Below are 22,169 nucleotides of genomic sequence, written 5' to 3' on the forward strand. Positions count from 1 at the left end.
ATGTCCGACGCAATCGAGTCCGTTCAGGAAGTTGTTGAGATGTTCGAAACGACCGACGCCCTCGAGCACATCGAGGACGACGACGAGCGCCGCGAGCAACTCGTGGACGACATCGGCTCGAAGTTCACCGAGTTCGAGAACTTCGGGTTCGCTGGAGACCAGATGAAGTCGGAGGTGATCTCGGCGATGGAAAGCGAGTACGGTGTCACCGCTCAGCGGATGGACACTTCGGAGTTCGATCCGCAGCCGCTCTCGGTCGTCACGCCGGAGAACGACGAGATGTGGCTGGACTGCATCGTCACAGTCGCGCAGTTGTTCGACGGGCTTCACTCGGCAATCGCGGCCAAGGGCGTGTTCCGGGATGAGCACGGGAATTCGGCGTTGTTCGTGGACTTCGACGACAACAACGTCTTCTCCGAGATCGACATCGAGGAGGGGATGTGCTTCAAGATCGACGGAGCGGTCGTCGAGGACTACGTCAAGGACAACGGTGAGCACTCCACGTCGGTCAAGATCGTCAACACGACCGAGGTCGAAGTGCTGGACGAGGACGCTGTCGAGGGAACGGTCACCCTCGATGGCACGGTCCACGACATCCAGAGTGGCTCGGGCCTGATCAAGCGCTGTTCGCACGACGACTGCACCTACACGGTGGGCGACGACGGACGCTGCACCGAGCACGGCGAGGTCACCGGCGAGTTCGACCTCCGTGCGAAGGCCGTCCTCGACACTGGTGAGAGCGTCGAGACGGTGATCCTCAACGCCGAGATGGTCACCGACCTCACCGGGATCGACCTCGACGACGCCAAGCAGATGGCGCAGGACGCGCTCGACCGGTCGGTGGTTGAGGCCGAAGTGGCTGATCAGCTCGTCGGCGAGCGACTCCAGGTCAGTGGTGACCGGCTCAACGACGACGATCCTGCCAACGCGCTGTTCCTCCCTGACGACGCAGACGACGCAATCGTCACGCCCGAGGAGCTTCCGGCCGACCCTGAGGCGCTGCACGACCGCGCCCAGGTCGAAGTCGAAGCCTGACCCGGCCATCCGGGGCCGGCGCGCATCTGGCTATTTGTGAGTCCAGATGTGGATGAGAGGCATCGAGACGAAGCCACTCGCGGTTCACGGTCGTGGTGCGGTTGCGGTTGCGGTTGCGGTTCCGATACTGGTGATTCCAATGACTGACAACAACAACGTCATCGACGCCGAGGAGGAGTTGAACCTGACCAATCGCACTGTCGCTCGCAAGGCGTTCGGCGAGGAGATCAACGCCGTTCGCGGCTCTGTCGAAGTGCCGGGGGACGGTGAGTACGATCGGAAGTTCCACCTGCTCCCGAGCGGTGCTGCTGCCGGGCGTGTCCACATCGTCGGCGCGCTCACCCGCGTCGATGAACTCGACAACGACGCGAACACGATCATCGCGGAGGTGAACACGGACCAGCACAGCGGGAAGGTCACGCTGCTCGTCGGGCAGCGCGCCGACGGCGTGCGGTCGCAGATCACCAACGCTGACGTGCCCTCGTGGGTGTCCGTGGTCGGGAACCTGAACGTGCGGAACCCCGAGGAAGACGATGTTGACGAGTTCGATGTCTCGCTCGATGTCGAGTCGTTCGCCGAGGTCGATCAGCAGCGCTACAAGAGTTGGGTGGCGCGGACGGCAGAGCAGACGCTCGATCGGATCGAGCGTCGCGAAGCGGGTGCCCAGCTCATCCTTGAGAAGGATGGCGAGGAGATGGACCTGATGGTCGGTGCGGAGGCTGGCGATCTGGCCATGCCCGACTTCCGGGACTCCATCGCGAAGCTGCTCGAAGACGAGTTCGATGTCGGCGGCCCCGATCCCGAGGCGAGCGGGGCGGCGGAGGCGGCCGCAGACTAGGGCCGCCTCCAGGGCACGAGTGGTCTTCCCCTCACCGCTCACTCCCTCCGCTCACCGCGCGATTGCGCGCCGTCTCGCGGCGCACAGATCGCTCGGGTTGCTGCGGTCTCCTGCTGACTGCTCCCTCCACCCGCCTGAGCGCTGCGCTGCGCCGCTCGCCTCTCACCCCGAAGGTTCATGGTGGCGCTGTTCGCACGCTCTCACTACGGCGATACACCGGCTTCTCGCCCGGATCTCAGACGCGGACTTCTGTGCCTGGTTGTGGTCGCGCTGCTGGTGAGTAGTTCGCTCCGCGGTCCGTGCCCAATTACACCTGAGGACCTCGCGAGTGTCTGAAAACGGCAGTGTAGTGGTTCGATTCCAGCGCCAGGCGTGCTCCCTCCGAGGGTGAGCAGGCTCAGTACGATACGGATCTCCACATTAATCACTTATCGGAGAACGGTATCCAAACGGCTCTGTGCGAGCAAGGTTCGACTCCTGCAGGGAGCGTGGCGGACACTCCCCGCCACACACCCGCTGAGAAAGCGGCGAACCACGGCCGATACACCTCCGTTGCACCCACCCATCTGCCGGGACCGTGAGTCGCTGGGCCCCGGTGGCACCGGGGAGCTCACCCCAGTTCACCACGAAAGTGCAAGTTGCAGATGGGCTTCTTCACTCTCCAGAGGCTGACGCTCGGTTCGACTCCGAGCGGAGAGCATTCCCGTCTTCGCGAGAGCTGACCTGTCGCTCGAAGCGAAGACCCCACAGTGAGTGCTTTGTGGGGGAGGCAGCGCCTCCCCGCACCGTCCCGTCCCGCACCGCACCGCACCGCACCGCTCCGCTGATCTGCCTCCCGCCGAGGCCGGAGGCCACTGGCGTGGCCTCCCCCTCCTGCGGTGCTCGCGAGGCTGCGCTCCTCGGCGTGCGCCGGAGGGATCAGCTTCTTTGTGGCGGTAAGCGTTCGCGACGCCATTGGTCCATCCAGAGGAGACTGAGATGTCTCTCAGCAAGGATGCGGCGACGACCCCGAAGGTGGACCGCGCGGTGACCAGTACGCACAGCCCGGTTGAGGAGCCGGTGGTGGCAGCGGTCAAGCGGGCACAACAGACTGTTCGGCGACACTTCGAGGCGGACACCCTGCGGGACGCGCTCACCCAGGCAGAGTGACGGGACTCGGTGTGGGTGAGTGTCGTCAGGCAGGGAGCTAGAGTAGTGTGACATGACCGACATCAGCGTCTCGAACGGAGGTGATACACATGAGACAGCCACACCAAGCCAGCGTGACGTGCCAGTCGTGTGACCGGGTGCGTGAGGTGCCAGCGGCCGCCACAGACGCGGTCGGTGGTGAGTACACCTGTCGGTACTGCCGACGGGACATCCCGACGCCCGAAGACATGCGTCACGAAGAACCGGACAGCATCCGGACGTGACGCTCAAGCGGGTGGACCGCTCCCGGATGTCCGGTGTATCGTACCGAGCCTCCCGCCGAAGCCGGAGGCCGCTGGCGCGGCCTCCCCCTCCTGCAGTGCTCGCTGCGCTGCGCGCTTCGGCGTGCGCCGGAGGGGAGGGTTGTGGCCATCGTGCGAACCACTTCCTGGAGGCGCTGGCGACCCAGCCGCCGTCCGCGGTGGCGGCACCGACAGCGGGGCGGTGCCGCGGCCCGCGGCCGGCGACGGGCTCGCCGCTTCACCCGGAGACCGAACAGGCTCCTCGTTACGAGACGCAGGGGGTGAAGGCGCGGGGTGGCCTCCCTGCGGTCGGCCACCCCCGGCTTGCGCCGGCCCTCAGACCACGTTCCTCTTCGGGCGCACCATCACTCCCCTGCGTCTCGTGGCCACTCGTCGATGTTCGGTCTCCTCTACCTTACCGCGTTTCTGATGTCGAGTCACGTGAGCAATGGGTCGCACTCTCGTCGAGAACTCTGCCTGCGGGCACTGCTGTGGACAGGCGTGGGGAGTCTGGTGGTGACGACGCTGGTGGTACTCCCACCGATGAAAGCGATACCCGTCCTACTGTCGCTGGCGGGCAGTGCTCTCTTCTATGGTCTGACCGCACTCTAATCCTCGCAGGCAGGCGGTACGTGGGCGTGGTGCGACCCATCGAAGCCACGGCGGGACATCCCCCGTATCGATCGCCCTCCCCCGGCGCCCGGAGGGGCGGTGGCTACCGCCACCCGCCCCTCCCCCCTCCTCGGCGGCGGTCCGGGGGAACGATCCCCCTCCCCTTGCCTCGGCGTGCGCCGGAGGGCGGTCGTCCGACGACTGCCGATTCGTAGGTCTGCATGGCGACCCGCTGGTTGAACCAGCTCCCGTTCTCAGCAAGCTCTGTGGAGTCATCCACTCACACGGTGTCTTTCTTCGTGCAGGTACTGATGGCCACGCAGACAGGATCAACTGGGTGTTCTATCCAGCCGAGAGAGGTGACGGCTGCCCGAACAGGCCTGAGTCGTTTTCCGGGCACATCAGTGCTCGGCTGGAACTCAACTCTCAGGTGATGCTGTTCGTTCTAAGCTGGACAACCTACCCCTCTGAGGTGCGTCCTTTTTGAACTCGGACATCTCCAGTCCAGAGAATCCGGTCTCAGCTTAATCGCTCCTCTGTGACCGGGAGTGATCTGCCGAAACCTGCCTCTCCTCAGAGGTCAGCATCCTACAGATCACTGCTCAGAGGACCCGGGACGCGTCCGTGAACGAACCAGTACCGATCAAGATGGGACCTGCACCACTCAGCGGTCTCGCCCCTGATCAGGCCACGACGCCCATCGAAGCGACGACCAACCGCAACTACCTGCGGCTAGCCCCACAACGGCATCGCGATCGCTGACTGGCAGCCACGACTGACCGGCGACAACTGACACCTGCGACCACAACGAACCGGCACCCAACAGTCGCGACCACAACTACACTTCGACAACGGGGGGTGCAGCAACAGATCGGGTCAGAGATGCCGGACATCAGGACCAGCCGACTCAACGGGCGACCACACTCCTGACGCCGCCCAAGAGGCCACAACGACTGCGACCACTGGTTTCTCCCTCCAGTGGCGGGTGAGATGCACTCGCCCAGTGACGACCGGCGCAAACCGCAACAGCAAACCGCGACCACCCACGAAACAGTAGTATCGATGGAGAAGCACCAGTCAGTGCTGCACAGAGCCGCGACCGCCATCGGCAGCGTCGGCGACGCGACCGGGACGATTCTCATAGCAGAGCAAGGCGGAAACCCACCCCTTCAGGGGTGGGAGGAAGCCGACACGAGCGGGTGACTAACCACCGTCCGGCAACAGGCTGACTCCCCAACACATATGAGTAAGTAACTATACATATGAGACATGGAAGTGCGCCGGACCGTCCCAGTCACGCTTGACGTGGACAGTCCTGACGCTGCACTTCTCGAAGAGACCATTGACCAGTTCCTCTGGGCAGCGCAGTACGTCACCGACCACGCCTTCCAAGGTGAGTACGTCACCACCAGCAAGACTACCCTCAACGACGAAACCTACGACGATGTTCGGGAGGCCACCGACCTCCACTCGAACCACGTTCAATCAGCCCGCAACAAAGCTGCCGAAGCGTGCAAAGGCGTCGTCGAACGCTGGAAACAGGGCAAGAAGGCCTCGAAGCCACAGTTCACCAGCCCACACCTCGTGTACGAGTCTCGAACAGCCACGTTCCACGACGACTACGTGAGCCTCGCTACCGTCGACGGGCGAATCAAAGCCGACTACGTACTTCCCGAGAACCCGGAGAACACGCCCCACCAGAAGTACCTCTTCAACGACGACTACGAGATTACCAGCGCGGAACTCCACCGGAAGCACGGTGAGTGGCAACTTCACATCTGTTGCACAGCAGACGTGGAGATCGACACGTCGGCGCAGACAGCCACCGAGAACGGAACGGTTCTCGGGGTTGACCTCGGCGTGAACCAGCTTGCCGTCACCAGTACGGGCCAGTTCTGGAGTGGTGACGAGTTCGACCACTGGCGACGAGAATACGAGAAACGCCGGGGTGACCTGCAAGAACACGGGACGCGGTGGGCACACGAGAACATCCAGTCAGTCGGACGGAAAGAAGAAGGTCGATTCAAACAGACGCTCCATCGTATCAGCAACGAGCTGATCGCAGAGGCTCGTGAGAACGGGTGTACGGTGATTGCCTTCGAGGACTTGGCCGATATTCGAGAACGGACTGGTGCATCGTGGGGCCACAAGTGGGCGTTCGACCGCCTGTACGAGTACGTCGAGTACAAGGCCGAAGCGTACGGGCTAGATGTCCACCAAGTGAACCCGAAGAACACGTCACGGCGCTGTTCTGAGTGTGGGTTCACCCACCCCGACAACCGGAACGGTACGGACTTCGAGTGTCTGAAGTGCGAGTATCAGAACGACGCTGACTACAACGCAGCAAAAAACATCGGTTTGCGGTATCTCCGTGGCACTCAAACTGAGAGCGACGGAGGCGCACCCGTAGGCGTGCGCTTGAACAGCGGGACGCTGAACGTGAACGGTGAGTATGAATCACCTGCCGACGTGTCGGCCAGAACGGGCGTCCACGCTGAAAGCCCACCCCTTTAGGGGTGGGTTAGCTTACCTACCTTGTCGGGTTCGTGTATCTCGGGCTGATCGTGCTTGTTGACGCGACCATCTTCTGACTCGGCACACAGAGCCCTACGAGTGTAGTTGAAGATACGCATCAACCCGCGACCACTCTCTGATCACGTTCTGTGTCGGAAACCGAGGCCGGAGGCCCCGGCGGGCTGGTCAGGCCCTCGGAAACCACTACGTGCCATATGCGGGCTCACGCAGCATCAGGGTCCGTCTCTGCGAGCGGGCACCGATGCGGGATGCGTGACATCAGGTCCGTCTCTGTGTGTCGGCCCTGATGCACCCGGATGTAGCACACGGTCACCAATACCGTTTATGGCTACTCATCCAGCCACACCACTGACCAACAGTGAGTTTTAAGACCTACGCCGTGTGTGTGGTGCGTATGTCGAGGCAAGCCACGGCTCCACCAGAGGTAGGTGCGCGCGAGGCGCCTCCTACCGAGAGTGAAGCCGTCTTCACGCCCGATTTCGATACTGACATCAAGTTCGCGTATCAGGACATCCTCGGGACCGTCGCTGCCAAGGATGGCGCGTTCTGGGGGAGGCCAGACCATCCGGTTGGGGACTCCTTCTACGTCGCAGTGGAGGGATACACTCGTGACGACGACGCAGATACAATCAAAGGCGTGATCACTGTCCCAGACGATCACACGCCGAAAGAGCCGTGGAAGACGCTGTCTCCGCAGGGCCGCGCTGAATCGCTGTTCAACGTCGTCCGCAAACAGATCGCGACCGGCAGCCTCGGGGCGCCTGCAACCTTCGTCCCAAGCGGCGAAGTGCAGTTCGCGGCCCTGACGCCCAGTTCGGAGGCAGTCAGTACCACGGAAACGGTGTATCGACACGCGACCGGCGAGACGCTGCCAGTTGTCGGCGATGCAGCTGTACGACATCCTCGAGCCTGGCACATACAGGCGCCGGACAGTGGCGAGTCGCTGATCACCCTCGCGACCAGGCAGACCCGGGCACTCCTTCACGCCGCTCGGAAGCTCAAAACCGACGCCAACTACCAGCAGATGGGAGTCAAATCCGTCCAGTCGGTGTTCCGGCCAACGACGGAATAGAACCCAACACCCACAGTCTTCACCACTGAAGCGGTGACTCCCACGCAGGCACCCGTTCCTCTAGAGCAATTTGTACTCCCAGGGAGAAGTGAGATGTCGTTGGACTCACCAGCAGACCCGAAGAACTCACCCCCGGGACCGCGACCAGGGGTTCCTCTTCCACACTCGCCGGAACGGTCTCTCACGTACGAAGCAGTTGTCACCTCAGGCACTGTCAGAGGGGACTCCTGGTTTGGCGGTGTCCAGTCGCTCGTCGAAACCGCGACCGTCTCGCTGGAAGGCTACACAACTACCGACGAGAAGGTGACTGTCACGGTTTCGCTCGGCGACACTCCCGACGAAGTAGAGGCGCTGCAACCCGAGTACGGCGGATCAGCCGGCCGGGCACGAACCATCGTCGACGTCGCTCGCGACAAACTGGCCACCACTCGTCTCCCCGATGTCCCTGCGACCTTCGTCCCAGCTGGCGATGCAGCAGTCGCCATCTCAAGCGACCACGTGTCAGATGGGACCGGGTGGGGACATGATCGGAACAACGAAGCATCGCTCGCGGGCGACCAGATCACGATCGGGACCGCGACGGTGACACCAGCCCGGGTCATCAGTGTCGCCACCCCTGGGAGCCATCATCGCCGGACGTACCTCACCACCTCAGTAGACCACGCACGCACCGCATTAGTGCAGGATCTCCACCACACCCCCGACCAGGTGAGAGTTACGTACAACAAGCTTCCGTACGCTGATACCCCAGTAGACCACCATCAAGACCCGTCCGAGACACCCGTTGAGTTCACACCACAGGCGACTCACGCAGAGTAGACGGAACCCCACACACCCAGAAATTATACACGCACAGCATCAGGTAGACCACATCAGACCATCCACGTGGCGTACATCGGTTCGACTCCGACGGTGGACTTCGGCCCTCAGGCCGTGATCACATATGGAGATAGAAGTCGAGGACACAGGCGCGACAGCAGACGTGTACCGTGTGACAAGCGCAGATTCACCCCAACAGGCTATCGCTGCCGCAAAGCGCGAACACGCAGACAAGACCGGAGTAGATGTCGCTGACATCACCGCTCGAAAACTCGAAGAAGATGCGATGCTCGGCAACGTAAAGATCGTGGCTATCGCAGAGTGATGAACCACTTACTATGACACACACCTCTTCTGACCACCCAGACGTCGTGGAACTGGTAACCAACTCGGATTCCCTCCCCGATGAGACTGAGCTGGGTTCGATCGAAGATGTCGTCCCACGGACCCCCGAAGCCGTTAGAACGGTTCTGTCCGACCCAGCATCTGAACTCCCCACAGAGTGGAAGGAGGATCTCGCCGCCCTTTCCCACCAAGAACAAGCGATTCTTCTTGGGATGACGATGCGCAGCCTTCGAGGAAACTGGCTGGCACCCGGCCGTCGCCTCGCGATCATCAGGTTTCTCGCTGACACGCTCACTATCCTCCCCGATGTCCTCACTGCCAGGATTCAGTGGAACGCAGCGTTGTTGGCAACTACCCGCGTAGATGGCCGCATCTTCCGATCAGGGTCTGCCCCTACTGAATTCCCAAAGAACCCGCCCACTGGCCCTGTAACTCCACCCGAGGCGGTCGACAACGATGACTGGCAGGGAACCTACTACGAAGTCTGGGAACTCGGGTATCCACCCGAAGGAGACACATCATACGTGAGGCACGATCCGCCGATGGGTGTTGACGCTGATCTCAAGACATACATTCCAGACGACCTCACCTACACGAAGCAGTGGGAAACCTGCCGGTGGCGAACCGAGATTCCAGTTGATGATGACGTCCCCCACGAGAAGCCGACGGTAACAGAGATCGCATACGGTCCGAGCTTCGATGGTCGGGCTGTTCGGATTGCCGACCCTACTGAGGAAAGCCCGATGTTCACCGCTCACGTAATTCGCCCTCGTAGTGATGCACCACCCGTTGTGATCCATCTCTAACGGTATACCAACTCACCACCGACACTCGCGAGAACACAGGACCTATCACAACACTGTTTGTACAAACAGAGGAGGGTGGTTCATGTTCCGGTTAGAGGACTACAGCCGCGAGCAGCTCAAATCGGCAGTGTTCCAAACTGGCGGTACCCCTGTTGAACCGGCAGACTTCTGCTATATCGAAGACCTCACGCTCGGTGATGACGCCGACACCTGGGACGAGGCCGTCAAAACGAACGATTACACGATGACTCTCGTTTCCCATCTGACGGACCGGTCCTGGGACCTGAGCCCTACTGAGGAGGGCCACCGCCAGTTCCCAAACCTCAAGCTCCCGCAATTCGGTGACACAGTGACGCAGTACCTGCGACAGACTCGAAATGGCGGTACCTGGGAGGCGACTAACCGTGGGATGGGCACCCGAGACAACATTTACCAGAACACTGCCGAAAAGACAAAACCACCCTACCATCCATCCGAAGCCAGGATCATCGAGCGAGAGTACACTGTCGGCTCGGCCATCGCAAGGACACACTCCATCAGATACGACCGCGACCAACTCGACTGCACGTTCACTGGACGTGGCTCAGTCGAACAGGCTGTTGCGGCCATCGACGACGGCAGCTTCGTCGCCGTCGACGTCGACACTGCTGTCCGTCTCAAAGGCGAGGTAGTTGATATAGCGGGTGACTACGAACTACCGGGGGACGAGAACCGTGTGCATCCTGACACGGACCGCCTCGGAGAGTCATTCATCGGTATCATCGACCTCCCAGACACAACGGCCACCCTCGAGTACAAGGAGGGCGACCTCATCGTCAGTAACTGGTCGCACCCAGATCTCGATGGTAGCGGGCCACACCCGGTAACAGGACTGAACACGAGCACGAACATGGAGTGGCGCGATCCTGACTGGTTCTCTCGCCTTCACCGCTACATCGACACAGAGGTCGCAGAGGAAGCTGCTGGCGAAGTCGCGACCGTCTTCACCGCGCCTCAGAATCCGTACTACGCACTCGGGGTCGACGTCGATATGACATACCGGTCACAGCCAACCAACGACTTCCCTGACGTTGACCACCCGAACAACCTCGCCCGTGCAGCAAACGAAGATACCATCGCCGGTGGGATCAGCGCAGTCCCAGAACTCACTGTCGTCGGCGAAAAGATGTACTAGGAGCAATGCCCCTGATTCACCGCCAAAAAGACACAGAACGCCGCCCCGATACCGTCATTTACCACTCCGCCGACTGTGCAGACCACCCCACTGCGACGCGAGCCCCAGCAGGAGCCCGTCAACACACGCACCAACGGGAGGTGATGATCAACGTTGATCCCGTGGACACTCACGAGCTGTTCATGGAAACCGTCGAAGAGACCTGTTCATGTGGTACAGAAGTGACTGACGACTACACCGTCGCCGAGTGGCCAGCGATCCCACTGACTGCAGAAGCAATCGTTGGCTTCCTCCAGCGGATGGACGGGTACGTCACACTCCGGGTGAAGTCGCTTCGGTATCCCGAGGAGACTCCCGACTGGGAGTCGGTGCTTCCTCTCAAAGACCCAGACCCAACTGAACAGTGGGATCTCGCATTAATTCAGGATCGCTTGGTCGCCCGGACCAGGTACGGGCATGACCCGATCTGGGACCTTGATGAGTTCACAACGGACACGCTCGAACTCCTGTTCCGGCATCTGCCGTCTGAGCCCCTTCCGATCTGGAAGTCTTCATTGACAGGGCTCGCCCGGGCTAGCCGCAACGGGGTAGACATCGACGCCGGTATTCCCGTCGACGAGTTGTCGTCTCTCTCGCTGTAGTGACCGCCGCCCGTACGGGAGCGTCGCTACCTCGTTTGTATCCCCAGGATGCGGTGAGGTGATTCAAATGTTGTCAAGCCTCAAGCCGCGTCCGCCCCCGGAGTGGGCAAAGGAATGGGCGACCCTCCTCGCGAAGCTCGCGACGGCAGGCGGGTTTCTCCTCGCACTGTATATCGAGCTGTTCGCGTAACAGTCCTCTCAGAGGCATCGTCACCAACTATTATCACGCTCTAGCCGGTATGATATGGTACACCCGTATGGCAACCCACACGTCACGCCCACCTGATAGTCCGCTCACCACGCTTCGATCAGCGGTGCAAGCGGACTGGTGGGTCGCAGGGGTCGTCTGTATGTGGATGCTCCTCGGCGGGTCCGAGTGGCTCCTCGCACAGGGAGGCTCACCACTGGTGGGGGCCACCCTGGCACTACTCGGGATCGTCGTTTCCTGGGGCATCACAGAAGACATCCTCGCCGTAGCCGACACGAACCTGTAGAGTAGCTAACCACCCCACACACGGGGGTTCACGCTGCGTGTGGGCGATACCGTCTCTGGCGGCGCTACACACGCAGTGTGTTCAACTCACTAAGCGACCTTTATGCCACGACACATCCATCCAGTACCAGCAGACCAGTCTGATAGTACGTCTGCCCACTCCACTCCCGGGCTAACAAGGTGGCAGCTGTGGCTTGCCGGATTGTACCTCACCGCACTCTTGGTGATCACCGTGTGGGTCCTGCTGGTCACCCCATCACTTCCACAGTGATTTGTTCCAGCAGGAGAGAATGGACATGACTGACGGAATCGACACGATCGAAATTCCTGGACTCGGGAGCGTGCCCGACCCGGCACAGACTGGTGACGAAGTCCACACACCACCGCCCGGCGTCCGGTGCCCAGTGTCCGACTGTATCGCGGGCCCATTCGAGGAGTACCACCGGCTTACAGGTCACATCAGCGGGAAAGCGAACTCAGGTGACGAACCACATCAAGAGGTTGAGGTTGATCGCGACTGGTTTACCAGTCAACTCGAATGACATCACACCCTGATCAGAGAAATGCCATTTACCGGTATCCACCAAGGAGAAGCAGCACAGACTGGTGACCCAGCAGATGCGTCGATCCAAGAACTCACAGGAGTCGCACCGCCGTGTGACGAGTGCGGCAGAGAGCCAGCTGTGACCTGCCAAGACAACCGAGAACTCTGTGAGAAGTGCAGCAACGACGAAGCCGACAGCCCACCTTCGAGCAACTGATGCTACTCCCGCTCGTTGTGATCCTCGTCCTCGGGCTTCTCGCCGGGGTGACGATCGCTGTGGCTAGTGCGATACGCCACCAGCGGTCACGGACTTCCACTGGGGGTCCAGACGTCCCCTGGGAGACCTACGGCCGTGTTAGTCCAGCGGACCGCACTGGCTCGCACATCGAGGGCATCCCACGGTATCCCGAGAAGATGCCCGCTGACTGGAAGGAACGGTTCACATACTATCCAGAGGGCTACCAGACAGGTCCCGCAGTCAAGTGTACAGCCTGCGGGGAAACCGGGAACGGCTGGCCTGAACTCTACGACCACACGCGGGCTGTCTGTCCGGGTGTTCCAACGGAGGAGTAGGACTCCGAAACCCTATGTTTGTATCTCCAGAGGGGAGTGAGATGCTCGACTTGGACACCACCCGGTGCCAGCCGCCGCGACCGACCAGAGCAGTCACGACGACCACTTCACTCCTCCCGGAGGGAGCCCGATGACTGGAGGTCAGTGGCCAGTCCCCCGTCACACCAGTCGCCAGACCGCGACCTGCACGCTTGCAGGGGCACTCATCGCCACGGGACTCGTCGTTGCCATGACGATCCTCGCAATCGCCGTGACAGCGGCGTAACATCGTACAGATCCGCAAAAGCCTAGGACCGACATCCCCTCTCAGACCAATGCAGGGACCCGCCGACGGCAACATCACTGTCGTACTGGGCCGTACCAACACTGGTCCGACTCGGACTATCGAACACGTGGTCACCCTCACGCGAGACGACGAAACCAACGAGCATGTGATTGACCACTACTCTGACCCCGGTCCCGGCGATACGCGATCCACCATCAGACTTGACACAGATACGTGGAGAGTGATCGAGATTCGCCAGACTGAGGTCCCAGAGTAAGAGCAGCGTCTCGTCGTCTCGCACGCTCAGAGACAAGAGACGCCGACCCAGCTGCAGGGGTGGTGATCAGGGGCCTCGGTCGTACGTCTCCCGAGCTGCATCCACCGCAAGCGCGGGAACGCTTGCAGTCGTAAACGTGGTATCGACCGGTATATGCTTGGTGATATCAACTTTCCGCACCACCACTCACCGGCCACCGCCCAGTAAATTCACAACCCCACCGCACCAACCCAGACACACCACATGACACCCGATCACGCTTCAGACGCCGCTGACAACGACCCGCCAGAAGACGCCCTCAAGCAGATTGAGGCCATCCGGCGCACATCCGAATTGAACATGTATGACCAAGGAGGCGTCCAGCTCGCGGCTGCTGCCGCTGACTTCCATGCCCTCGTCTCGTGGTTGGAGACTGCTTCCACGGAGCAGTACGTTGCTGCACTGCGCGCTGCCGCCGATACCTACCAGGGAGACGACGCACCTCCCGTCCCAACAGTCAGTGGCCTCAGTGTTCACGAGACAGCGACCGTCACAGACGTCACACCAGAGACTCAATGACCCCTGACGGGATGGCTGACGTTGCCGAGAGAGGCATGGACCTGATGGACTCTGACAACTGAGAGTCCGGTTGGACCGGCTGTGGTCGTCAAAAGGGAGGACACTGGCTCACCATCCGCGAGGCAGGTTTGTGCATCCAGAATTGAGGTGAGATGTTCCCAGTACGACCACCTACGAGTGACGGCACTGCCACTGACATCGTCGATCCACGTGCAGTCACACTCCGGGGAGGAATCGCAGATACGCTCCGTCCAAGTACAATCCCAGATACCCCACTGAGTAACCAGGCGGACAGTGGTGCCCTCACCGACTCTCCGGTCGGTATGGTCACGCACACAGCGAAACACGTTGTCGATAACCTCAACACGCTGACTGGCGCCTACCGGCTCGACGAGGTAACGACCGATTTCATCGAGTATCTATTCACACTCCTCCGGCTGGACGACGTCATCGTTGAACACGCAGACACTGTCGACAAGTACACTACAGACTCCCGGTCTCGTGAGGCCGTTGACGAACTGCTCACCGAGGCCGCACTTGATGTCGTCACAGCAAGCCATGAGACCGGACGTGATGTGATCGGAGAAGTGTACGAGCTCGCCGCGCAACACCGGGGGAAGCAAGAGCATCTCGGGCAGTACTTCACACCCTCAGGAGTCACCGATCTGATGAGTGAGCTCACTGACGAGTCCAGCACTGAGCCCACGGAAAGCACTGACTACGACCGTGGTGACATGTCTGCTGACGCCATCGAGTCACGCCCGTGGATCGGCGATCTCGGGGGCTGTGGCTCTGGACGGCTCCTCCTCCCGAAGGCCTTCGAAACCCCGGCCGGGATCTTCTGTGGCATCGACAAGGACCGCATCTGCGCGAAACTCGCTGCGATCAACCTCGCACTGTGGAATCTTGACGGGCAGGTCATCCACGGGAATGCACTTACCTGTGAGTATCAGAGTGTCTTCAACGTCTATCACGACGAGCAGTGTGGGGGCTATATCCTTACGAGCCACCCGGAAGACAGCCTGCTGATGGTACCGTCTCGTTCTCACGAAGACGCTGAAGAGCCACAAGCCGACTCCGCACAGCATACCGACCTGGATGAAGCCAACTCAGTGCCATCCCATGCGGCACAGGCCTTCGTCGACGACTGGAACACCAGTCAGTGATCACCACCATGCCAGAACACACTCCTGAGCCAGCGTTGGTCTCGACAGCCAAAGATCCCGACACTATCCTGGAATCTGTCGCGGACAAGTATCCAGACCGGCAGACGTTCGCCCTCGTGAGCGGCGGTCACGACTCCACGGCAGCTGCACTCGCAGCGATCAACTCGCCGCACGTTACTGTTGACGCAATCCTCTACATCGACACTGGCATCGGTGTCCCTGAAGCGAAACGCTGGGTCCGAGCGTGGGCACAGACCCACGACGTTCCCTTCAGATCTGTCGGAGCGGAGTACCGCCGGCCGATCGACGAGTATCACAACCTCGTCGCGAATTTCGGGTTCCCAGGACCGCCGTCACACGAGAAGATGTGGATTAATCTGAAAGACAAACCACTGCGGGGCTTCATCGCAGCCGAAACTGATGATCCACCGGTCCTAATCACCGGCATCCGGAAGCATGAGTCTGACCGCCGAGCTGAGATTGCACCGGACTCCGGCATCAGTACGACCAATCAAGCAGTCTACGTCTCACCGCTGATCGACTTCACCGACAGCGAGATTGCTGACTATCGCGAGGCGAACGCAGCAGACCTCGAAGTCCCAGCGTACCGCGAGCACGATGATGACCGAGGGTTCAACCCCGTCACCGAGAAGCTTCACACAAGTGGTGACTGTCTTTGTGGAGCATTTGGAAGACGCGATGAACTCCGCGAGCTTGAGCTGTTTTACCCAGCAGTGTACGACTACCTATCGACCCTTGAGGGGCATGTCGTCGACAGCGCTCTTCAGGGTCGCGTCGACCCACGATTCGCACTCTGGGCACACGGTCAAGACCAGGACGGGTACGATACTGGCGTTGACCACCAGCAGGCAGGTCTTAACCTTTGTTCAGCGTGTTCCAACCGCGCGGACAGCTCCCACACGACTGAAGGCCCGACCCTGACCCACGCTGAAGACCGGTTACACGAGGAACTCACAAGTGATGCGTCCAACGAGTGTGGCGATCACCTCCAGGCCTACTGTTCGCACTGCCAGACGCTCGTCGACGATCCGGTAGAACACCGCGACGAGTGCCCCTCGCCGCCAGCAGGATTGTACGGCAACGCTCGGACCTGGCGGGACATTCGCGAGATCGATCACCTCGAATCGCAGTACCGAGGGATCTGGATCACAGAGCCCGACCCGACAACCGCTGCCTACTGTCCGACCGAAACCCAACACGAGTGGAACCCCCTCTCCGACGACGAACGGATTCACCCTGACACCGATTCCCTCGCAGTGTGTAACACCTGCGGCGCGTATCGGCTCGGCACCGGAGCAACCCCGGTAGTCCCAGAGTACAGCGCAGTCCCAACAACTCGCTGGAGCGAACACGACCAGCCTGGGACTACGGACACAGACAGTCCCGGCGACTCACCAGACGCAGACCATCCAGTCCCATCACTAGCTGACTTCATCGAGAAGCCACAAACGGCTCAACAGAACACATGAAGCAGTGGGGTGTCTCCTGAACGATTAAGTGATCTCATCCCATGCAAAGTGCTGGAGGGTGACTCGCCTGTCACGGAGAGCCCTCTCTGGACAAAGGCGCGCGGCATCGCCAACTGCGGCATGGACGCACGCTGATAGACTGGGATGGAGACCCGCAACACGACTCCGATCCACGACACACCTCTGATGACTCACACTCTGTCCCGTCTGTCAGCCGGGCCTACGGTGGCTTGAGATCGCTACTCAGGCCGCCGTAGTAAGCCCGTTGGCGCGTCGCGTTGTTTATACGACCAGATTGGGGTGAGATGAGTCAGTCCCACCCCGCGACCACCTCGACTTCACTACACCGACCCGACTCTCGCGACCGATCAGCAGCGCTGAAGCGGTTGCGGAACTGGGTCGCGACCACAGACTGGACACTGCGTGTTCTTCGCGACCGCCCCGATCGGCCAGAGACAATCCGACTGACCACCGAAGACGCAGAGACCGCGACCACTCACACACTCACACTGACACCAGTGGATGACGGGGCTACCTATCGAGTCACTGCCACCACCGCCCCAGGTGCGACCCCGTTCTCACTCGTCGGCGACACACTCCCGCTGGTGACGGCTGTCTCCCAGCTGATCGCGAACGCCCGCCAACTGTAGCCCCCGTGTGCGAGATGAAAATTCCTATGTCAACGAAACCCACTGCCCACGTAGACTCCTCGAAGCTCCCGATTCAGGTCAACGACCACCAACTCGCCGCCCGTCCGACACCCAGCGCAGTGTCCGGAAACGCAGCAGACCAAGAGTACGTCTGTCTCAAGTGCGGTGAAGTCGTCACACCTCCAGCCAATAAATCGACCCCGCCAGTGGAGTGGGCAAAGAACAACTTCTCCTACATCCCCTGCGAGGGCGAGTAGTAGCCGGAGACAAGCTTTAAAATTGATTCACCACCCCTCAGCTACCGGAGAACATTAGTATCTGCTTCTCTGAGTACATCGTATGCCATCTGATACTCCTAGCCGCGACCATGACCACCCAGAAGACACTGCAGAGGATCGGCCTATTCCAGACTGGGCAACAGAGCCGCCTCACGGTCCGGGTGGCCACGTTGAACCCGACACTGACCCTGCTATGACTCACAGCGGAGACGATAGTGATCCAGCGCACACACCCCGCGCAGTTGACTACGACAGTCCTGGAGATGAGGCTCAGGATGCCGAGTATATAGATACACCCACGCTCGATCCACTCACCAATAGTGACCCGGGGGACCAGCGATGACCCACATGGGAGACGACAAATCCACTGACCCTGATCGCGACGAGTCTACCTCATCAGCCGACACTAGACCACCATCAGATCACCCTGACGTCCCCGACTCGCGCAGTCCAGACATTCCACCGCTAAGCGGTGATGATCTTGAGACCACAGATGCAACACCCCCAGACTCGATCTCCACTCCGGATGGCCTCCTTCACCACACGCTCCACAGTCGCATCAGTTCAGAAGGGGCAACAGCAATGATCCGGTGGCTCCACTCAGAGCGGAGTACACTCCCTGAACCCGTCTTCTCCTACACCGTCGAGACTGTCGATACAGGGACAGTAGCCTACGACAACGCTACGTTCATCGTCGGCACCGAATCGGCTGATGGTGTCTTTTTCGGCGTCAAAACACCCAATCAGAAAGCCGGCGCAATCATCGAACCGGATACCGCTCACGCGATTTTCACGCATCTACTCGATACCGAGTCTGCAGCAGTGATGTCGACGAACGAGTGGCTGGCGGATCGACTAGAGTAGCACCCATCGTACGGCATCTTTGTTCTTCCAGGGGGCAGTGGCATGTCCTCCACTGCTTCACACTCCTCGCACCGCCAGCTGCGGAACCCCCACGATGAGCACTCGTCTTTCACGACGCAAGTCTCAGCTGCAGTCAGGAATCAGGACAGCACCACGCTCGGGCGGGCACTCGAAGTCGCATTCAGCAACGCCACCTCCCCCGAGAACACACCGCCGCCGACCGATAGCCCCGATATCGAGATCACGATTCAGCCGACTGACCACGTGATCACCGCAACAGTCGCACAGCCATCACTCCTCACACTCACTGATCAATCTGGACAACGTCTGACTGTCCCGGTAACTCCGAGCACAGTAGCAACTCTCGTTAGCGATCTCACAGCACATACAGCCACTGATCCCGTCACCATTCCAGAGTTAGTCGTCAAAGCACCAGAGTACACGTATACGGATCTAACCGTTGCCTTCGACGGAGCGTCACACGGGAATCCAGGACCGTCAGGCGCAGGCTGGGTGATCATCGATCAGCCGTCAGGCGTCACACTCACCGAAGATACCCGCCCACTCGGCAAGACGACCGCGCTCCGAGCAGAATTCGAGGCGCTCATCTGCGGCCTCCACGCTGTTTCCCAATACAATCCCGACGCCGTCACCATCGTTGGCGACTGCCATGCAGTATTTGAGCGTCTCAACGATAGCAACACGGATGGAACCTACGGGCCACTCGTCGAGCGAGTCCTCCCTCTCCTAGAGACGTTCTCCACAGTCACGCACCGACCAGTCCCCAGATGTCGCAACACCACAGCCGATCGTCTCGCGACGACAGCTGCTGAGGCATCCCACCGCCAGACGGGTGGCTCGGCTTGACCTCGAGTCACCGCGATCCCACCGTGTCAAACCCAACGGGCTCGCCCTTTCCAAGGATTTGTACGGCCAGTCTCCAGTGAGCGGCTCTCACAACTCATGGCTACTCTGACTCGATCCTCCTCACCGACACGACAGTCGCACAGACTCATCTACCGCGGTGAAACGACCGACCACGAAACAACCGGACTCACGATTCCCGCTGGCACCGACAAGCTAACCGACACGGACGGCGATCCTGTCGTCCAACTCAAAGAAATCATCAGCGAACACGGAATCGTCGAACCCACGTTGCCACAGCGAACGGCCTACGACACACTCGACCGATTCCAACTCGGCGAGTACCAACTCACCGTCGCAGAATACCCGTCGACAGCACCGACAGAATACCTTCTAATCTGGCGATCGACACAAACGGATGATGCAGGCGCGGCGACTGTCTCCAACGACGTCGCAATCGCGCTCAGTGCTGACCTCGCAACCCGTCCAGACACTCGCCTTCTCCCCGATGGAGGCTGGGCAGCCCACGCTGTCGTCCCTGAATTACAGGAAGCTGATCCGACCACGCTCTTCACCACTGATCGGCTGACGACAACACTTCCCGACCGCGTTGCGTTGGTCAGCGAGATCTGGGACTACTTGGCAAGTCGGGCAACCTCCGAAGTTCCAGCGTCCGGGTCCGAGCTCATCACCACGACAACCGCTCGTGATGTTGCAGCACTCCTCCAAGCTGGGCTCCTCCCGTGGCCGCACTCCGTGTTCCCAACTGCAACCGGCAACGGCCATCACGACCCACTCCCAGAGCACGATCTACTAGCGTCCATTCTCGACACCCTTCTCGAGTTCGCGGCCCACGACCTCACGGTCCGGAACTGGATTCACGAAGGCGCTGCTCAGTCAGTCCTCGGTGATCCCCCGGAAGCAACCGGACTAGTACAAACCCCGGCCGACCACATCGCATGGGAATGGATCGCTGGAATCAACAACCAGACACAGTGGATGGCAACGCCAAACCTCACCGGCGCACCGCCAGGGTGGACCCCACGTACAGTCACAATCTCACCTGCCGATGATGTCACTGTCACCCCCTAACTATCACTCTTAGGACACTTCTGAACCCGCTCCTTCCCACCGCCTTCTCAACCCGTCACCTGACAAACATATACTATCTTTGACGTTTTACACCTACACCGTAAAACCACAGAGCAATCTCGCTGAATCTAAGTCAAGAAACTTAAGCATTCCTCCTATTCACCCAGCACAGGTGAATCGAAAGGAGATGGTAAGAGCTAAGTCCCGTCACAAATAATATACGTGTAGGCACGAAGCCACCTCAGCATGACTACCACCTCGCCAACTGTTCGGACTGTTGACACAAACACAGCTATGTCAATCACGTCACCAGACCTAGCCGACATCGTTCAACCAGGAGACTGGATCCACGTTGACGGCGCATCAAACGTCGCCGAGTATCTCATCATCGCTGGGATCGAGGACGGCACACTCGCCGCAAATTCAGCCTACAATACGACTGTTACTGTTGATCTAGAGAAAGCAGAGCGACTGTATGATCAGGGCCGCCTGGAGGTACTCATCGGGAACCCCGATGACCTATGGATACTCGACGTAGAGGTTGAGTCGAACCCAGTCGTCACCTGGGATGGCCATCCAGAGTTCAACAACCCTAGCACTGTGCGCTTGTACGGTATTCTTGACGGAGAGGCGATCTTCAAACGGCAGACCGATCCAGATGCGGATGTCGACATGTTCGTTGCCGACGGCCGCGAGATCCAAGAAGCATACGAGGCCGGCGATTTCAAAGTGCACTCTTCCGACACTGAGGAGTAAGCACTCTCGCAACGGATCGACACCAAGTACTGTGAGTACAGCGGACGTTTCTCTTACCAATCCACAATTTATGCCAGCAGAGATGAGTGGCTATGGCTCGTCAGGAGACGGACGCACGAGACAGCACAAACTCCGTGCGTCAAACACTCGCAACAATCCGAGACAGGTTAGCAGAGATCGGTGTCGAAGCCGAGATCACGGCAGAAGCGATCAACATCGCTCGGATTCCAACCGGCAGTCCCTACCTCAAGGTCACTGTCCCGTACGTCCAGCGGCAAGCTGTTCACAGTACCATTCTCGGCTTGGATCTCCCGACCGAGATCACGATCGTGACGGCAGCAGAGCACGATCCGTGGCCAACTGAGAGTGCCCTCGCCAAGAGTGACACCCCGCGCCACAAGGTGACCCGGGAGATATACGTAGCTCCAAAACGCAACGTAGCCTTCATCAACGGAGATCCTAGCGGAAACGCAGACACCACCTCTACGTCCGCAGAGTAGTCACACGACAGTCACCCCCACACACGATTGACCGATCAATATTTGTACGCACAGATATGAGTGAGGGGTACGGCAAAAAACACACGCTCAAGGGGAGATGGCAGAGTGGACTATTGCGCCTGCTTTGAGAGCAGGTGGCCGTTCGGCCTCCTGGGTTCGAATCCCAGTCTCCCCGTAGTCCCAACTGTACAGTTCCGTGGGGTAGTGGCCAATCCTTCGGGCCTTTGGTGGGGCTGACCGCTTGTTGGATACCCAGCAAGTGGTCATCCCGAGGTAAGCCCGAGACCTCGGTTCGAATCCGAGCGGAACTATCGGCTGCAGGGGCCACCCTGTAGCCACATCCCATTCCCTCTCAACCAATACCCGACTAAACGCTCCGACAGCTCACAATCCATGTCAAAAGAGAAACTCCCACAACGAGTGCGGTGTCGTACAGGAGATCGAACTCGAAAAGAGAGACGCTTCTCTTCCTGGAAGCGATGATGATGACGT

The 22,169-nt window shown here is 60.0% G+C and carries 24 protein-coding genes and 2 tRNA genes; all 26 read left to right on the top strand.

The window, feature by feature from the left end:
• Positions 1 to 1,035 (top strand): hypothetical protein (locus RYH80_RS17845; protein WP_370905449.1); only part of this gene is annotated, 1,035 nt, incomplete at its 5' end.
• A gap of 139 nt (positions 1,036 to 1,174) precedes the next feature.
• Positions 1,175 to 1,873 carry a hypothetical protein gene (locus RYH80_RS17850; protein WP_370905450.1) on the top strand — a complete coding sequence of 233 codons (699 nt, stop codon included), beginning with the start codon at positions 1,175 to 1,177 and terminating at the stop codon, positions 1,871 to 1,873.
• 978 nt (positions 1,874 to 2,851) lie between these two features.
• Positions 2,852 to 3,022, top strand: a complete 171-nt coding sequence (locus RYH80_RS17855; RefSeq protein WP_370905451.1) for a hypothetical protein — start codon at positions 2,852 to 2,854, stop codon at positions 3,020 to 3,022.
• Positions 3,023 to 3,111: 89 nt separating this feature from the next.
• Complete coding sequence (locus RYH80_RS17860) at positions 3,112 to 3,285, top strand: hypothetical protein (protein WP_370905452.1); 174 nt, start codon at positions 3,112 to 3,114, stop codon at positions 3,283 to 3,285.
• Between the two features lie 1,692 nt (positions 3,286 to 4,977).
• Positions 4,978 to 5,118, top strand: a complete 141-nt coding sequence (locus RYH80_RS17865; protein ID WP_370905453.1) for a hypothetical protein — start codon at positions 4,978 to 4,980, stop codon at positions 5,116 to 5,118.
• A gap of 66 nt (positions 5,119 to 5,184) precedes the next feature.
• On the top strand, positions 5,185 to 6,429 hold the full coding sequence (locus RYH80_RS17870) for an RNA-guided endonuclease InsQ/TnpB family protein (RefSeq protein WP_370905454.1): 1,245 nt from the start codon (positions 5,185 to 5,187) through the stop codon (positions 6,427 to 6,429).
• Between the two features lie 415 nt (positions 6,430 to 6,844).
• Positions 6,845 to 7,522, top strand: coding sequence for a hypothetical protein (locus tag RYH80_RS17875; protein WP_370905455.1), 678 nt, complete (start codon positions 6,845 to 6,847; stop codon positions 7,520 to 7,522).
• 93 nt (positions 7,523 to 7,615) lie between these two features.
• A complete protein-coding gene (locus RYH80_RS17880; protein ID WP_370905456.1) occupies positions 7,616 to 8,341 on the top strand; it encodes a hypothetical protein in 726 nt (241 codons plus the stop codon).
• Positions 8,342 to 8,465: 124 nt separating this feature from the next.
• Complete coding sequence (locus RYH80_RS17885) at positions 8,466 to 8,666, top strand: hypothetical protein (protein WP_370905457.1); 201 nt, start codon at positions 8,466 to 8,468, stop codon at positions 8,664 to 8,666.
• 46 nt (positions 8,667 to 8,712) lie between these two features.
• Complete coding sequence (locus tag RYH80_RS17890) at positions 8,713 to 9,492, top strand: hypothetical protein (RefSeq protein ID WP_370905458.1); 780 nt, start codon at positions 8,713 to 8,715, stop codon at positions 9,490 to 9,492.
• 82 nt (positions 9,493 to 9,574) lie between these two features.
• Positions 9,575 to 10,666 (top strand): hypothetical protein, encoded by a 1,092-nt coding sequence (locus RYH80_RS17895; RefSeq protein ID WP_370905459.1) that lies wholly within the window; start codon positions 9,575 to 9,577, stop codon positions 10,664 to 10,666.
• A gap of 143 nt (positions 10,667 to 10,809) precedes the next feature.
• Positions 10,810 to 11,307, top strand: coding sequence for a hypothetical protein (locus RYH80_RS17900; RefSeq protein WP_370905460.1), 498 nt, complete (start codon positions 10,810 to 10,812; stop codon positions 11,305 to 11,307).
• Between the two features lie 257 nt (positions 11,308 to 11,564).
• The gene (locus RYH80_RS17905; protein ID WP_370905461.1) at positions 11,565 to 11,801 is read left to right on the top strand and encodes a hypothetical protein; all 237 of its coding nucleotides are present in this window, start codon (positions 11,565 to 11,567) and stop codon (positions 11,799 to 11,801) included.
• A gap of 295 nt (positions 11,802 to 12,096) precedes the next feature.
• Positions 12,097 to 12,342, top strand: a complete 246-nt coding sequence (locus RYH80_RS17910; protein ID WP_370905462.1) for a hypothetical protein — start codon at positions 12,097 to 12,099, stop codon at positions 12,340 to 12,342.
• Positions 12,343 to 12,560: 218 nt separating this feature from the next.
• Positions 12,561 to 12,917, top strand: a complete 357-nt coding sequence (locus RYH80_RS17915) for a hypothetical protein (protein WP_370905463.1) — start codon at positions 12,561 to 12,563, stop codon at positions 12,915 to 12,917.
• Positions 12,918 to 13,702: 785 nt separating this feature from the next.
• Positions 13,703 to 14,017, top strand: coding sequence for a DUF5049 domain-containing protein (locus RYH80_RS17920; protein WP_370905464.1), 315 nt, complete (start codon positions 13,703 to 13,705; stop codon positions 14,015 to 14,017).
• A 323-nt stretch (positions 14,018 to 14,340) separates the two neighbouring features.
• The gene (locus tag RYH80_RS17925; RefSeq protein ID WP_370905465.1) at positions 14,341 to 15,183 is read left to right on the top strand and encodes an N-6 DNA methylase; all 843 of its coding nucleotides are present in this window, start codon (positions 14,341 to 14,343) and stop codon (positions 15,181 to 15,183) included.
• Positions 15,184 to 15,191: 8 nt separating this feature from the next.
• On the top strand, positions 15,192 to 16,673 hold the full coding sequence (locus tag RYH80_RS17930) for a phosphoadenosine phosphosulfate reductase domain-containing protein (protein WP_370905466.1): 1,482 nt from the start codon (positions 15,192 to 15,194) through the stop codon (positions 16,671 to 16,673).
• Between the two features lie 676 nt (positions 16,674 to 17,349).
• A complete protein-coding gene (locus RYH80_RS17935; protein WP_370905467.1) occupies positions 17,350 to 17,580 on the top strand; it encodes a hypothetical protein in 231 nt (76 codons plus the stop codon).
• Positions 17,581 to 17,949: 369 nt separating this feature from the next.
• Positions 17,950 to 18,465 (top strand): hypothetical protein, encoded by a 516-nt coding sequence (locus RYH80_RS17940; RefSeq protein WP_370905468.1) that lies wholly within the window; start codon positions 17,950 to 17,952, stop codon positions 18,463 to 18,465.
• 42 nt (positions 18,466 to 18,507) lie between these two features.
• The gene (locus tag RYH80_RS17945; RefSeq protein WP_370905469.1) at positions 18,508 to 19,332 is read left to right on the top strand and encodes a reverse transcriptase-like protein; all 825 of its coding nucleotides are present in this window, start codon (positions 18,508 to 18,510) and stop codon (positions 19,330 to 19,332) included.
• Positions 19,333 to 19,428: 96 nt separating this feature from the next.
• Complete coding sequence (locus tag RYH80_RS17950; protein ID WP_370905470.1) at positions 19,429 to 20,421, top strand: hypothetical protein; 993 nt, start codon at positions 19,429 to 19,431, stop codon at positions 20,419 to 20,421.
• A gap of 246 nt (positions 20,422 to 20,667) precedes the next feature.
• Positions 20,668 to 21,177 carry a hypothetical protein gene (locus RYH80_RS17955; protein WP_370905471.1) on the top strand — a complete coding sequence of 170 codons (510 nt, stop codon included), beginning with the start codon at positions 20,668 to 20,670 and terminating at the stop codon, positions 21,175 to 21,177.
• Between the two features lie 92 nt (positions 21,178 to 21,269).
• The gene (locus RYH80_RS17960; RefSeq protein WP_370905472.1) at positions 21,270 to 21,677 is read left to right on the top strand and encodes a hypothetical protein; all 408 of its coding nucleotides are present in this window, start codon (positions 21,270 to 21,272) and stop codon (positions 21,675 to 21,677) included.
• 91 nt (positions 21,678 to 21,768) lie between these two features.
• Positions 21,769 to 21,852 (top strand) — tRNA-Ser (locus RYH80_RS17965).
• A gap of 15 nt (positions 21,853 to 21,867) precedes the next feature.
• Positions 21,868 to 21,988, top strand: a tRNA-Gln gene (locus RYH80_RS17970).
• Positions 21,989 to 22,169 lie beyond the last annotated feature (181 nt).

Source organism: Halobaculum sp. MBLA0147, from assembly GCF_041361345.1.
Classification (GTDB): Archaea; Halobacteriota; Halobacteria; order Halobacteriales; family Haloferacaceae; genus JAHENP01.

Coding starts and splice junctions, on each gene's coding strand:
- RYH80_RS17850 (WP_370905450.1), top strand. CDS start 1,175: ATGACTGACAACAACAACGTCATCGACGCCGAGGAGGAGTTGAACCTG.
- RYH80_RS17855 (WP_370905451.1), top strand. CDS start 2,852: ATGTCTCTCAGCAAGGATGCGGCGACGACCCCGAAGGTGGACCGCGCG.
- RYH80_RS17860 (WP_370905452.1), top strand. CDS start 3,112: ATGAGACAGCCACACCAAGCCAGCGTGACGTGCCAGTCGTGTGACCGG.
- RYH80_RS17865 (WP_370905453.1), top strand. CDS start 4,978: ATGGAGAAGCACCAGTCAGTGCTGCACAGAGCCGCGACCGCCATCGGC.
- RYH80_RS17870 (WP_370905454.1), top strand. CDS start 5,185: ATGGAAGTGCGCCGGACCGTCCCAGTCACGCTTGACGTGGACAGTCCT.
- RYH80_RS17875 (WP_370905455.1), top strand. CDS start 6,845: ATGTCGAGGCAAGCCACGGCTCCACCAGAGGTAGGTGCGCGCGAGGCG.
- RYH80_RS17880 (WP_370905456.1), top strand. CDS start 7,616: ATGTCGTTGGACTCACCAGCAGACCCGAAGAACTCACCCCCGGGACCG.
- RYH80_RS17885 (WP_370905457.1), top strand. CDS start 8,466: ATGGAGATAGAAGTCGAGGACACAGGCGCGACAGCAGACGTGTACCGT.
- RYH80_RS17895 (WP_370905459.1), top strand. CDS start 9,575: ATGTTCCGGTTAGAGGACTACAGCCGCGAGCAGCTCAAATCGGCAGTG.
- RYH80_RS17900 (WP_370905460.1), top strand. CDS start 10,810: ATGATCAACGTTGATCCCGTGGACACTCACGAGCTGTTCATGGAAACC.
- RYH80_RS17905 (WP_370905461.1), top strand. CDS start 11,565: ATGGCAACCCACACGTCACGCCCACCTGATAGTCCGCTCACCACGCTT.
- RYH80_RS17910 (WP_370905462.1), top strand. CDS start 12,097: ATGACTGACGGAATCGACACGATCGAAATTCCTGGACTCGGGAGCGTG.
- RYH80_RS17915 (WP_370905463.1), top strand. CDS start 12,561: ATGCTACTCCCGCTCGTTGTGATCCTCGTCCTCGGGCTTCTCGCCGGG.
- RYH80_RS17920 (WP_370905464.1), top strand. CDS start 13,703: ATGACACCCGATCACGCTTCAGACGCCGCTGACAACGACCCGCCAGAA.
- RYH80_RS17925 (WP_370905465.1), top strand. CDS start 14,341: ATGGTCACGCACACAGCGAAACACGTTGTCGATAACCTCAACACGCTG.
- RYH80_RS17930 (WP_370905466.1), top strand. CDS start 15,192: ATGCCAGAACACACTCCTGAGCCAGCGTTGGTCTCGACAGCCAAAGAT.
- RYH80_RS17935 (WP_370905467.1), top strand. CDS start 17,350: ATGTCAACGAAACCCACTGCCCACGTAGACTCCTCGAAGCTCCCGATT.
- RYH80_RS17940 (WP_370905468.1), top strand. CDS start 17,950: ATGGGAGACGACAAATCCACTGACCCTGATCGCGACGAGTCTACCTCA.
- RYH80_RS17945 (WP_370905469.1), top strand. CDS start 18,508: ATGTCCTCCACTGCTTCACACTCCTCGCACCGCCAGCTGCGGAACCCC.
- RYH80_RS17950 (WP_370905470.1), top strand. CDS start 19,429: ATGGCTACTCTGACTCGATCCTCCTCACCGACACGACAGTCGCACAGA.
- RYH80_RS17955 (WP_370905471.1), top strand. CDS start 20,668: ATGACTACCACCTCGCCAACTGTTCGGACTGTTGACACAAACACAGCT.
- RYH80_RS17960 (WP_370905472.1), top strand. CDS start 21,270: ATGGCTCGTCAGGAGACGGACGCACGAGACAGCACAAACTCCGTGCGT.